At 60.4% G+C, this 12,887-nt stretch carries 12 protein-coding genes; 5 read left to right on the plus strand and 7 right to left on the minus strand.

The window, feature by feature from the left end; translation table 11 throughout:
- Nucleotides 1–140: 140 nt before the first annotated feature.
- Nucleotides 141–506: a YkgJ family cysteine cluster protein gene (locus ACA071_RS06495; protein WP_032834782.1), complete on the minus strand. Its 366-nt coding sequence runs from the start codon at nt 504–506 to the stop codon at nt 141–143.
- A gap of 300 nt (nt 507–806) precedes the next feature.
- Here ACA071_RS06495 and ACA071_RS06500 point away from each other — a divergent pair, with 300 nt between their 5' ends.
- Entirely contained in the window at nt 807–2,156 is a 1,350-nt protein-coding gene (locus ACA071_RS06500) for a spinster family MFS transporter (RefSeq protein ID WP_497643625.1), read from the plus strand.
- A gap of 200 nt (nt 2,157–2,356) precedes the next feature.
- Here the strand turns inward: ACA071_RS06500 and rapA are convergent, their stop codons facing one another.
- Entirely contained in the window at nt 2,357–5,203 is a 2,847-nt protein-coding gene (gene rapA / locus ACA071_RS06505; protein ID WP_497643626.1) for an RNA polymerase-associated protein RapA, read from the minus strand.
- A gap of 240 nt (nt 5,204–5,443) precedes the next feature.
- Here rapA and ACA071_RS06510 point away from each other — a divergent pair, with 240 nt between their 5' ends.
- Entirely contained in the window at nt 5,444–5,785 is a 342-nt protein-coding gene (locus ACA071_RS06510; RefSeq protein WP_497643627.1) for an aspartate-semialdehyde dehydrogenase, read from the plus strand.
- Between the two features lie 76 nt (nt 5,786–5,861).
- Here the strand turns inward: ACA071_RS06510 and ACA071_RS06515 are convergent, their stop codons facing one another.
- The 3 genes from ACA071_RS06515 to ACA071_RS06525 all read right to left on the minus strand — a co-directional run bounded on the left by ACA071_RS06515 (nt 5,862) and on the right by ACA071_RS06525 (nt 8,480).
- Entirely contained in the window at nt 5,862–7,052 is a 1,191-nt protein-coding gene (locus tag ACA071_RS06515; protein ID WP_497643628.1) for an aminotransferase class V-fold PLP-dependent enzyme, read from the minus strand.
- Nucleotides 7,049–7,519, minus strand: coding sequence for a RidA family protein (locus ACA071_RS06520; RefSeq protein WP_497643629.1), 471 nt, complete (start codon nt 7,517–7,519; stop codon nt 7,049–7,051). The genes ACA071_RS06515 and ACA071_RS06520 overlap by 4 nt, the downstream gene beginning before the upstream one ends.
- An 88-nt stretch (nt 7,520–7,607) precedes the next feature.
- Complete coding sequence (locus ACA071_RS06525) at nt 7,608–8,480, minus strand: LysR substrate-binding domain-containing protein (RefSeq protein WP_497643630.1); 873 nt, start codon at nt 8,478–8,480, stop codon at nt 7,608–7,610.
- 169 nt (nt 8,481–8,649) lie between these two features.
- Between ACA071_RS06525 and ACA071_RS06530 the strand changes: the two genes are divergently transcribed.
- Complete coding sequence (locus tag ACA071_RS06530) at nt 8,650–8,811, plus strand: hypothetical protein (protein WP_008016476.1); 162 nt, start codon at nt 8,650–8,652, stop codon at nt 8,809–8,811.
- A 144-nt stretch (nt 8,812–8,955) separates the two neighbouring features.
- Nucleotides 8,956–9,069 (plus strand): cytochrome c oxidase subunit CcoM, encoded by a 114-nt coding sequence (ccoM, locus tag ACA071_RS06535; protein ID WP_054046898.1) that lies wholly within the window; start codon nt 8,956–8,958, stop codon nt 9,067–9,069.
- Nucleotides 9,070–9,316: 247 nt separating this feature from the next.
- On the opposite strand, the gene ACA071_RS06540 is transcribed toward ccoM, so the two are convergent.
- Nucleotides 9,317–10,792, minus strand: a complete 1,476-nt coding sequence (locus ACA071_RS06540) for an inorganic phosphate transporter (RefSeq protein WP_497643631.1) — start codon at nt 10,790–10,792, stop codon at nt 9,317–9,319.
- Nucleotides 10,793–11,168: 376 nt separating this feature from the next.
- On the minus strand, nt 11,169–11,369 hold the full coding sequence (locus tag ACA071_RS06545) for a hypothetical protein (protein WP_133837358.1): 201 nt from the start codon (nt 11,367–11,369) through the stop codon (nt 11,169–11,171).
- Between the two features lie 674 nt (nt 11,370–12,043).
- Here ACA071_RS06545 and pcaR point away from each other — a divergent pair.
- Nucleotides 12,044–12,886: a pca regulon transcriptional regulator PcaR gene (pcaR, locus tag ACA071_RS06550; protein WP_133837359.1), complete on the plus strand. Its 843-nt coding sequence runs from the start codon at nt 12,044–12,046 to the stop codon at nt 12,884–12,886.
- Nucleotide 12,887: the final 1 nt, after the last annotated feature.

The following is a 12,887-nucleotide window of genomic DNA, read 5'->3' on the forward strand; positions in this document are numbered from 1 at the left end:
CGTCTCTAAGTCATCATGGCCGGCGCCGTGGGCGCCAGCGAATGCTTTGGAGTATAGAGGTCATGTACAGAGCGCAAGACGTAGTGGCACGTTGACGCTAATGATTTTGGTATGAGCTTTATAACGATCGGCACTAAGCCTCAGGCACTCTGCTCATAAGGCATTTCGAATTCGGGTTGCAGGGCCGGGAGGCCGAACGCGGCCCGCGCCGCATCGCAATCCACGTTCGCCTCGCCGTTGGCCCAGGAGGCATCGAACTCCCGGCAGGTGCTTGAACGCTGATCGTAAATCGAGCACTGCACGGTGCTGCCCACCTCGCCCACCAGCCCGACGCAGCGGGTGGGTTTGCAGTCTGTACCGAGCATCGCCACCCGACTGGGGCTGATGGGGGCGACCAGTTCGTCGGGTACCGTCCCCCCGGCCGAGGTGCATTCACCCCAGAAAAAAGACACGCGAAAATGAGAACAGCAGGCACCGCAATTCAGACACGGACTGGCTTCGGACATGGGCGATAGTCAAAGAGGGATGGGGGCAACGGTGGGTAGATCAGGCCGCTATTCTAGGCTTCGGCCTGGACTTGGGAAGGGGGGCGCGGAGGTATATTTTTCACACAATTCGTCGGTGCCGGGCTTGAAATTTCACGCAATATGTCGGCTCGTTCACACGGAGCTTTGCTCCTATGGGGTGCTGGGTTCCATGGCCTGATATCAGGCTGGCGAATGATGACAGACAGGCCACGCGCGCCTGACTAGATTGCAGTTTCCGGGGGCAGCGACGCCTTCATAACAATAAAAGAGACGGACCCCATGCAGAACTCGACCCAAGCGGCGAATGCCTGGCGCATTCTGTTCCTGCTGTTCCTGGCCAACCTGTTCAACTTCTTCGATCGCACCATCCCCGCCATCATCATCGAGCCCATTCGCATGGAATGGCACCTCAGCGACTTTCAACTGGGAATTATCGGGACGGCCTTCACCATTGTTTATGCTATTGCCGGCCTGCCGCTGGGGCGGATGGCCGATACCGGTTCGCGCGCCAAACTGATGGGCTGGGGCCTTGCGGTGTGGAGCGGGCTGACCGCCGTCAACGGGCTGGTGGGCAGTTTCTGGAGTTTCCTGCTGGTGCGCATGGGCATCGGCATCGGTGAAGCCAGTTACGCACCCGCCGCTAATTCGCTGATCGGCGACCTGTTCCCGGCCCACCGCCGCGCGCGGGCCATGGGCATTTTCATGCTCGGGCTGCCGTTGGGCCTGCTGCTGGCATTCTTCACCATCGGCTGGATGGTCAAGGCTTTCGACAGCTGGCGTGCGCCGTTTTTCATCGCGGCGGCGCCGGGGCTTGTCCTGGCGATCTTCATGTTCTTCATCAAAGAGCCGAAACGCGGCGCTGCGGAAAGCGTGCAGGTGTCCCAAGAACGCGTGGATCGGCCGATCCGTCGGGTGCTGGCGGTGCCGACCTTCCTGTGGCTGGTGATGGCGGGGCTGTGTTTCAACTTCGCAACCTATGCCTGCAACTCCTTCCTGGTGCCGATGCTGCAGCGCTACTTCCTGATGCCCTTGCATGAGGCGGCGGTGGCAACCGGCGTTATCGTCGGTGTGACGGGGTTGTTCGGCCTGACGCTGGGCGGCTGGGTGGCGGACAAGATCCACCAACGCGTGGCCAATGGGCGACTGTTGTTTGCCGCATTCAGTTTGATCATCTCGACCGTGTGCACGGCGTGGGCGCTGCACGCCGGGCGCATCGAGATTGGCATGTTTGTCGCGGTGTTCAGCCTGGGTTGGCTGTTCGCCTACAACTTCTACACCTGCGTGTACACGGCGATCCAGGACGTGGTCGAACCGCGCCTGCGAGCCACGGCGATGGCGTTGTTCTTTGCCGGGTTGTATTTGCTCGGCGGTGGCTTGGGGCCGGTGGTGGTCGGTGGTTTGTCCGATCACTTCGCGAAGACGGCGATGCTGGCGGCGGGGGCCGGGGAGATGACCGAGGCGTTCAAGGCTGTGGGCTTGCACGACGCGATGTACCTGATCCCGGTGGCGTTGTTTTTCACCATGGTGTTTCTGTTTATGGCGTCGCGCTGTTTTGTGCGCGATGCCAAGCGGATGAAAGATGGGTTGGTGGCGGTGGTTGAGCCGCAAATTCCTGCCGTCACCGCGTAATGATCGTTCCCACGCTTGATCGTTCCCACGCTCCGCGTGGGAATGCAGCCAGGGACGCTCCGCGTCCCAAGAGCGGACGCAGAGCGTCCGGTGAGGCATTCCCACGCGGAGCGTGGGAACGATCGGCGGACAAACGATCGGCAGACAAAAAAAGGCCCGCATCTCGGCGGGCCTTTTTTTTTAGCGGTGGAGCAGGGGACTTAACCCGCCACCAACACCCGAATCGCTTCCAGTCGCAGCGCCGCCTTGTCGAGCATGGCCAAGCCTTGCTCGCGCTGGTTGCGCAGGGCGACCAGTTCGCTGTCGCGTACGGTCGGGTTGACCGCTTGCAACGCGGTCAGGCGCGCCAGTTCTTCGTCGGTGTCGGCGGCCAGGCGACGCTGCGCCTCAGCCACACGCTCGGCGTGACGCGGGGTGATTTTCTCTTCGCCGGCGTTGATCCGCGGCGTCAGCTGATCGCGCTGGGCCTGGATAAACTTATTGGCGCTGGCGCGCGGTACGCTTTCCAGTTGATCGTTCAAGGTTTCAAACGACACCCGGCCCGACAAGTCGTTGCCATTGGCATCAAGCAGGCAGCGCAGGGCGGCCGGCGGCAGGTAACGGCCCAGTTGCAGCGAGCGCGGGGCTACCACTTCGCTGACGTAAAGCAGTTCCAGCAACACGGTGCCAGGTTTGAGCGCCTTGTTCTTGATCAGCGCCACGGCGGTGTTGCCCATCGAGCCGGACAGCACCAAATCCATGCCGCCCTGCACCATCGGGTGCTCCCAGGTGATGAACTGCATGTCTTCGCGAGACAGCGCCTGGTTGCGGTCGTAGGTGATGGTCACGCCTTCGTCGTCGCCCAGCGGGAAGCTGGCGTCGAGCATTTTTTCGCTCGGTTTGAGGATCAGGGCGTTTTCCGAATGGTCTTCGCTGTCGATACCGAACGCATCGAACAAAGTTTCCATGTAGATCGGCAGGGCGAACTGATCGTCTTGCTCAAGGATGTCCTCGACCAACTGATCGCCTTCGCCCGAACCGCCGGAGTTGAGTTCCAGCAGGCGATCACGGCCGGTGTGCAGCTCAGCTTCCAGACGCTCACGCTCGCCGCGTGCCTCGTCGATCAGCGCTTGCCACTCGCCGTCATCGGCGTTTTCCAGCAGCGGCAGCAGGCGCGAGCCGAACTGATGCTGCAAGGCGTTGCCGGTCGGGCAGGTGTTGAGGAAGGCGTTCAGCGCTTCGTGGTACCACTGGAACAGCCGCTCTTGCGGGCTGGTTTCCAGGTACGGCACGTGCAGTTCAATGATGTGCTTCTGGCCGATTCGGTCGAGACGACCGATACGCTGCTCCAGCAGGTCCGGGTGGGCCGGCAGATCGAACAGCACCAGGTGGTGCGAGAATTGGAAGTTGCGACCTTCACTGCCGATTTCCGAGCAGATCAGCACTTGGGCGCCAAATTCTTCGTCGGCGAAGTAGGCGGCAGCGCGGTCACGTTCGAGGATGTTCATGCCCTCGTGGAACACCGTGGCCGGGATGCCGGAACGTACACGCAGGGCGTCTTCCAGGTCCATGGCGGTTTCGGCGTGGGCGCAGATCACCAGCACTTTGGTGCGCTTGAGCATCTTCAGCTGATCGATCAGCCATTCGACGCGCGGGTCGAATTTCCACCAGCGTTCTTCTTCGTTGGCGTCCGGCTGGGCCTGGAAGCTGACTTCCGGGTAGAGCTCTGCGTGATCGCCCAGCGGCAGTTCGAGGTACTCGTCGGGGCACGGCAGCGGGTACGGGTGCAGCTTGCGCTCCGGGAACCCTTGCACGGCGGCGCGGGTATTGCGGAACAGCACGCGGCCGGTGCCGTGGCGGTCGAGCAACTCGCGCACCAGTCGGGCGCTGGCTTCGACGTCGCCATCGTTGACGGCAGTCAGTAGGGCTTCGCCTTCATTGCCGAGGAAGCCGTGAATAGTTTTGTGCGCTTCCGGCGACAGGCGTCCTTTGTCCAGCAACTCCTGAACGGCTTCGGCTACCGGGCGATAGTTTTCGCTCTCGGCGCGGAAGGCGTGCAGGTCATGGAAACGGTTCGGGTCAAGCAGGCGCAGACGCGCGAAGTGGCTGTCCTGGCCCAGTTGTTCCGGGGTTGCGGTCAGCAGCAGCACGCCGGGAATGACTTCAGCCAGTTGCTCGACCAGCGAGTATTCCGGGCTGGCCTTTTCTTCGTGCCAGACCAAATGGTGGGCTTCGTCGACGACGAGCAAGTCCCAACCAGCGGCGAACAGCGCGTCCTGGGCTTTCTCGTCGTCCACCAGCCATTCCAGCGCAACCAGCGCAAGTTGGGTGTCTTCGAACGGGTTGGCGGCATCGCTTTCGATGAAGCGTTCTTCGTCGAACAGCGCGACCTGCAGGTTGAAGCGGCGGCGCATCTCCACCAACCACTGGTGCTGCAGGTTCTCTGGAACCAGGATCAGCACGCGGTTGGCGCGGCCCGAGAGCAGTTGGCGATGGATCACCAGGCCGGCTTCGATGGTTTTACCCAGGCCCACTTCGTCCGCCAGCAATACCCGTGGCGCGATACGGTCAGCGACTTCACGGGCGATGTGCAATTGGTGCGCGATCGGCTGCGCACGCACGCCGCCCAGGCCCCAGAGGGAGGACTGCAACTGACGGCTGGTGTGTTCCAGGGTGTGATAACGCAGGGAGAACCAGGCCAGCGGGTCGATCTGCCCGGCGAACAGGCGGTCGCTGGCCAGACGGAACTGAATGAAGTTCGACAGTTGGGTTTCCGGCAGGGTGACCGCTTCGTTCTGCGCGTTGAGGCCGTGATAGACCAGCAAGCCGTCGACATCGTCGACTTCCTGTACGGTCAGTTTCCAGCCTTCGAAGTGAGTGATCGAGTCACCCGGAGAAAACCGCACGCGAGTGAGGGGCGCATTCCGTAGCGCGTACTGACGAGTGTCGCCAGTGGCCGGATAGAGCACGGTCAACAAGCGGCCGTCCTGTGCCAGAACGGTGCCCAAACCCAGCTCGGCTTCGCTGTCACTAATCCAGCGTTGCCCCGGTTGATACTGCTGCGCCATGCTGCCTGACTCCCACCTTGAAAAAGCGGGCTATCTTAACGGAATGAGCCTTCAGGGCCAAAGGATAACTCGCGCCGACGCCGGTGATGGCCGTGATTTTTCGATCTTGGGGAACGCTTGGGTTCTGTGTTGTCGGATAAAACATCGTCGTGTGTGCGTGCGCTGGTTCACAACTTTGCGACCGATGGCTCAAGTCGCCCGCCGCGCAGCCGACAGCCTGATGACAGGAGACTAATAATTATGCTGCAACCGATGCTGCCCTTGAGTGCCGTGCCGATCACCTCACAGCAGGACCCGATCCGCCAGCGCCCGGACATTCCGCCGGTGGTGCCTGTGCAGGAAAGCTCCAGCGAAAGCACGATCGACTTGCAAAAACGCGACCCGGAAGAGGCCGCCCTGCAGCTGCGCGAGGAACAGCGCCGACGGCAGGAGCAGGACCGGCGCCGCCGTGAGGCCGATGAAGATCCTGCTGAACACCTGGCAATCCCCGGCGACGAACTCAACGCCGACAACACCGTGCCGGTCGCGCCACTGATTGAAGATGAGCCGCGCCAGGGCCTCTGGGTCGATATCCAGATCTAGTTTGCCGCCACGCCGCCTGCTGCAATTTCGAAATCCTCACAATCCCCCGCAGGAGCTGCCGAAGGCTGCGATCGTTTCAGACGCCGCTATCTTTGGCCAATTCCCGCAAACTCCCCAGCAGCACCTCAATCTCTTCTTCGGTGTTCAAATAACTTACGGCAATCCGCGCGATGCTCTCCAGCCCTCTGGCCTGCATATCCAGCGGCGTATAAGCCACGCCATTGGCGCCGATGTTGATGCCTTGCCGTGCCAGCCGCAGCTTCAATTCGACGCTGTCCCAACCCTTGAGCGTAAACGCGATCAGCCCGGATTGATGGTCTGTGGGGCCGAGATTATGCAGCGTCAGGCCAGGGATCGTTATCAAGCGTTCGCGCAAAGCCCGACTGAGCGAATCGATCCGCCGACGAATGTTTGCCGGGCCTAAGCCGTTGCATTCCTCCAGCGCATTGGCCAACCCGGCCAGCAGCGCCACGGACACTTCGCTGGTTTCAAAGCGCCGGGCATCGTCGCGCAGGGCAAAGCCTTTGCCGTCCCACGGGGCTGACAGCACATCCAGTTGAGTGGGTTTGAGCTGTTCCATAAAACTCTGCCTTATATAAAGCAGCGCCGTGCCTCGCGGGCCGCGCAGAAATTTTCGCCCAGCACCCTTGAGCACATCGCAGTTCAACGCCTGTACATCACAGGACAGTTGCCCCAGCGCCTGACCGGCGTCGATGAAATACGGGATGCGATGCTGCTGCGCCACGGCGCCAATCGCCTCGGCGGGGTTGATCAGGCCGCCGTTGGCGGGCAGCCAGGTCAGAGCGATCAGCTTCACCGTCGGGTCGATCATGTGCTGGAGGGCGCTCACGGACACTGCGCCCGTCTCGTCGCAGGGGATCACCTCCAATTGCGCGCCGGCGGCGACGGCTCGGGCGATGCAGGCCAGATTGCCGCCCCACTCGTGGCGACCGACCAAAATCCGGTCGCCGGTTTGCCATGGGCCCAACGCACTGAACGCCATGCCCCAGGCCGCCGAGCCACTGCTGGCGAAGGCAATGGCCTCGGGCACGGTGTTGAGCAGGGTGGCCGCCGCTGCTCGGGCGCGGGCCTGGACGCTTTGATCGGCAGCCTCCATCGGACCGCCGAAGGCTTCGCGTTGCAGTTGCCCAAGGATGACGTCGAGGGTGGCCTGACTGGGTAGCGAAGCGCCGGCGTGGTTGAAGTGAATCACGCTGGCGCAACCCGGTGTGGCCGCCCGCAAACGCGCCACTTCGGCGAGGTTCATGGATGCAGCTCGAAAATCGCGTCGATTTCTACCGCCACGCCGCCGGGCAGGCTGGAGACGCCGACTGCCGTGCGCACATGTTTACCCTTCTCACCGAGGGCGTTGACCAGCAGATTAGATGAGCCGTTGGCTACCGCGCCCTGGCTCTTGAAATCGCCGGCGCTGGCGATGAATACACCGAGACGGATGATGCGCACCAGTTTATTCAGGTCATCACCCAGGGCATTGCTGAGCTGGGAAAGCAGACCCAGCGCAGCCAGCTCAGCGGCGCTAACTCCTTCTTCCTCGGACATTGTTTCACCGAGTCGGCCGATGAACGCCGGTTTGCCATCGAGCAGCGGAATCTGCCCGGAAATGAACAACTGGTTTTGGCTGACTATGTGGTTGACGTAGTTGGCGATCGGCTGGCTTGGGGTTGGCAGGGCCAGGCCGAGTTGCAGGACACGTTGGGCGAGTGAGTCGGTCATGGTGAATCCTCCTGAATGAAGGGTTCAGCTTGTTGGCGTCTCGGTGGCGCGACAAACGGATAGATTTAATCCGACGTATTCAAATAACTCATGTGTCGGCGATTTCGTTCAGCCATTGGGCGAAGCATTCGGCCGCGTGGCTCGGTGGTCGATCCGGGGTGACCAGCCAATAGCCGATTTCGCTGGTGAACGGCGGCGTGTCGAAGGCGGTTACCAGCGCGCCTTCCTTGAGTCGGCGCTCAATCAGGTGTTGGCGACCCATGGCGATGCCCTGGCCGGCCACGGCGGCTTCGACGACGATGTTGTAGTCGTGGAGCATGACGCTGGGGTAGTGGCCGAGGTCGATGCCGTTGCAGGCGCTCCAATCGGTCCACTCGAACGGCTGGTGGGATTTGGCCATCAGCAGTGGGCCTTGGTCGACGCCTTGGGCCTTGAACGCCGGGCTGCACACTGGGGTGATTGTTTCCCCCATGAAGCGCCGGGCCAAGACCTTGGGCCAGCCGCCCTTGCCATAACGGATGGCCAGGTCCACTTCACCGCCGTTGACGTCGGCCAGTTGCACTGAAGGCATCAGCTCCACGTGAATGTGCGGGTAACGCGCATTGAAGCCGGCCAAGCGCGGCGCCAGCCATAAGGTGGCGAAAGAGGCGAGCAGGCCGATGCGCAGAGTAGTTTCCTGTTGTTCGTGACCGCGCAGTTCGCGGGTGACCGAGGCAATAGAGGCCAGCGCGGGTTGAATCGTAAGGTAGTAAATTTCGCCTGCCGGCGTCAGATCAATGGCCCGGGTGCGACGGATAAACAGCCGCTGGTTGAGGAACTGCTCAAGTTTCTGCACCTGATGACTGATCGCACTTTGGGTCACGGACAGCTCATCGGCAGCCTTGATAAAACTCAAGTGCCGCGCCACGGCCTCGAAGGCGCGCAGGGTCATCAAGGGTGGCAGATCCTGGTGCAATTCCACGGTTGGGTCCTTTAGGTCATCGCAACGGGCCGATTGTGCGGTGAAAAATCCGCGTGAGCACATATTTTGTTAAGGCCTTGCTCCGCGGGTGACTGGTCAGCGCGGGCGCCAGACCGCATTATTGGCGCAATTCCCACCGAACGTCCTTTCAAGCGATGCACAGAACACCATGAGCCAAGACGACAAACTGATCGACCTTAACGCCGAACGCGCCAAGCGGGTTCATGACCTTAACGACAAGCGCCTGAACGAAGTGCGCCAGGCCTTCGAGCAGGCCATGCCGTTGGGTAAAGCAAAGAAAAAGCCGAAAAACAAACCGAAAAAGCGTTGATACCCCCTGCATCGGTTGATGCAGGTCAGTTATTTTCCCTCCTTTACGCCCAGTCTCGGGCGACATTGATCCCGGTCAATTTTCTCTCCTGCCCGATTGGTTAACTTAGCCCCATCGCAACAGGGCAAGTGCAGGAGGCCAGTCATGTTTTTCGACAACGTGGTGATCGCCGGAGTGCTGACAGTCGGCCTCATGGTTCTGTTTTTTGCAGGGTTTGGATATTTCATCTGGAAGGATTCGCATAAGCGCAAACCGTAGGTCTTCCAGAGCAATGAGCACGCAAGGCATTTTGGGCAACTTCGGTTGCCCTTTTTTTCGCCTGCGATTTTCTACTGATCGTTCCCACGCCCTGCGAGGGAATGAATCCCGTGACGCTCCGCATCACAGGTGGACGCGGAGCGTCCGTGGCGGCATTCCCACGCAGAGCGTGGGAACGATCACTGTTCGGCAGGCATGAAAAAGGCGCGGCTCTTGCGAGGCGCGCCTTTTTCGTTGCAGCGATGGATCAGCTACCCAGTGCCTTCGACGCCAGCCAGAACAGGCCGGCCGACAGGGCCACGGTGGCCGGCAGGGTCAGGATCCAGGCCAGCAGGATGGTTTTGACGGTGCCGCCCTGCAGGCCGCTTTTGTTGGCGACCATGGTACCGGCCACACCCGAGGACAGAACGTGAGTGGTGGACACCGGCAGGCTGAAGATATTGGCCAGGCCGATCATGCAGGCGGTGGTGATCTGCGCCGACATGCCCTGTGCGTAGGTCATGCCTTGCTTGCCGATCTTCTCGCCGATGGTCAGCACCACGCGTTTCCAGCCAACCATGGTGCCCAGGCCGAGGGCCAGTGCAACCGCCAGAATCACCCAGAACGGCGCGTATTCAGTGGTGGTGGTCAGGTCTTTGCGCAGCTTGTCCAAGTCAGCCTTTTCACGGGCTTGCAGGCCTGGCAGCTTGGCGACCTTGCGTGCGGTGTCGTCCAGGCAGAGCAGGTAGCGCCGCACTTCGATGCGGCTTTCCGACGACAGCGAATGGTAGTCGGCTACACCCTTGAGGGTGTCGAGGAGGGCGCTGATGGTCGGTTCGGTCTGCTGCGGGTTGCAGCGGAATTTCTCCGGCAGGTCGCCTTCCACGCTTTTGCCCAGCGCCAGGAACTCACCCAGCGTGTCGGCATTGCGCTTGTAGAACTGGCTCAAGTGCAGGGTCGCATCGCGAGTACGTTCGATCTGGTAAGTGGTGCTGCTCAGGTCGAGAACGAACTGCGCCGGCACGATACCGATCAACACCAGCATGATCAGGCCGATGCCTTTCTGGCCATCGTTGGAGCCGTGCACGAAGCTCACAGCCATGGCCGAAATCACCAAGACCAGGCGGTTCCAGAACGGCGGGTGCTTCTTGTCGTCGAGCTTGCGGCGCTGGTCCGGGGTCTTGTGCATCTTCGACAGCGGGCGCCACCATTTAAGGCCGATCAACACCAGCGCAGCGACAATAAAGCCGGCCATTGGCGAGAACACCAGGGACGCGCCGATATCGATCGCCTTCTGCCAGTTCACGCCATCGGCCAACGGAATGTCGTTGATCAAGGCGTTGGCCAGGCCGACACCGAGGATCGAACCGATCAGCGTGTGGGAGCTGGAGGCGGGGATACCGAAGTACCAAGTGCCCAGGTTCCAGGTGATGGCGGCGGCAAGCAACGAGAACACCATGGCCAGTCCGTGTCCGGTGTTCACATTAATCAGCAGCTCTACCGGCAGCAGATGGACGATGGCATACGCCACGCCAACACCGCCCAGCAAAACGCCGAGAAAGTTGAACACACCGGAAAAGAACACCGCCAGATGAGGCGGCATGGCTTTGGTGTAGATAACAGTGGCCACCGCGTTTGCAGTGTCATGAAAGCCGTTGATGAACTCGAAGGCGAGGACAAAGGCCAGGGCGAGCAAGAGGCTCACAAGCACCCAAGCATCCAGTCCGCTGAATAAATCGATCATGAAGGTTTTCTGACCCGGTCGTAAGGGGGCGCGATTATGCCAGAAAAGACTGGAAATCGATGCACTAGCTGCTCATCGGTAACATTCTTCAACGAATTAGTTTGTCGCAAAGCCCTAAGCCCCAGGTTTTTACTAGGGTTTGCAACTCATTGATTTTCTTTGAAAAGCCAACGCCCGCAGGGGTTTCTCTCGAGAGCGCGAGAGGCTGAAACGCTTGTGTGAAATATCTGAGAAGAGGGTCGGACATGCGCCATTTGCCTCATCCGATGGGTGAGGTGGCCGCTGCCCGCTGGTAGCGGGCGCGAAAGGCATGGTCGATACACCGCGCTTTTAGCGGATGTAGACGCAGACCCTTGAAGGATTCAGGCCAGGGCGGTCAAGGCTCTTCGGCTTTGAGTTCCTTTTCCATCTTCTGCAGTTCCTGGGTGAATGCCTGATCCTGAACGGTGGCGCGTTTACGCCAGGGTTTGCGTTCCGGTTCGGGCTGGGCGGCGTAGGTGGTGACTTCCCCGCCGTAAACATCCTTGTAACGTTGTTCCTGGCGCTCAAGTTCCGCGCGCAGTTCGTCTTTCGTCACAGTGCTACCTGATTAAGTTGAGATGAATTCTGGTGAAACGCGCTGCTTCAAGTTTATTGACCACGCTCGTCGGAAGGACAATACCTGAAAGGCATCGGCTTCTTAACGACACAATGATCAACACTTCCATGTTGCAGGCGGCCACGGCACCAGAGAAAAACAGCTGACGTAGCTTCAGTGTCCTGTTTCAGCGAACGCGTTGGCGGTGCATATGAAATGAGCGTCAGGCGCTTGCTGCGGGCGGCGGCGATGGGACATCGCGCTCCGGGTGACAAAATCGGCAAATAAAAAACCGGTCGGCCACTGAGATGCATTATAGCGGTCGATTCGAAGAACACTATCTCTTGAACGTTAAAAGTTGTTCCTGGTGTGTGATGATTTTGTTACTCGTAACTTTTACGGGTAATTAGAGTGTCCGGGTTGCCAGTTTTCAGCGACTTGTTTCTGACGTCAACAAGGCGAACAAGTTCGGATCATAACTTTGCCCTTTTAAGTCGACGACCGCTTAAGAGTGACAATATCTAACAGCGCTGCGCGCGTCTGACCATGAAGGGCGGGCGATTGCGATTATCGGTCGATGGTTCGATAATCGCCCAATCTTGTTGCCTGCGGCTTGTGTGCAGGCCTTGAGCCGCTTGTAATAGCCATTGATCCGTGTAGGAAAAGGACCTGATATGAACGATCAAATGCGCAACTCCTTCGCTTCAGTGGCGCCGCCGATCGTCGCCTCGCCAGCCAAGCGAATCCAGGCCCTGACCGGCGACCCGGACTTCATGACGTCCCTGGCCCGTGGCCTGGCTGTAGTTCAAGCGTTCCAGGAGCGCAAGCGACACCTGACCATCGCCCAGATCAGCCACCGCACGGAAATTCCCCGCGCCGCCGTGCGACGTTGCCTGCACACCTTGATCAAACTCGGCTATGCCACCACGGACGGTCGGACCTATTCACTGCTGCCCAAAGTCCTGACCCTCGGCCATGCGTATTTATCCTCGACGCCGCTGGCGGTTTCCGCACAGCCGTACCTCGACCGCATGAGCGAGCAACTCCACGAGGCCTGCAACATGGCCACCCTGGAAGGCGATGACATTTTGTACATCGCCCGTTCGGCGACCACTCAGCGCCTGATTTCCGTGGACTTGTCGGTCGGCGGGCGTCTGCCGGCCTATTGCACGTCCATGGGGCGGATTCTGCTCGCCGCCCTGGATGACACGACGCTCGGCGAATACCTCGACCATGCGGAATTTCAAGCCAAGACCAGCCGTACGCTGCACACCCCCGAGGCGTTGCTCGAATGCCTGCAAGAGGTGCGACAGCAAGGCTGGTGCATCGTCGATCAGGAACTGGAGCAGGGCCTGCGCTCGATTGCCGTCCCGGTGTACGACGCTTCCGGCCAAGTGGTGGCGGCACTCAACGTCAGCACCCACGCCGGGCGCGTCAGCCGCAACGAGCTGGAGCAACGGTTCCTGCCGGGTTTGCTGAGTGCCAGCCGAGACCTCAGCGCGCAACTCTTTGCATAAG

It is taken from the genome of Pseudomonas sp. LBUM1646, assembly GCF_059716165.1.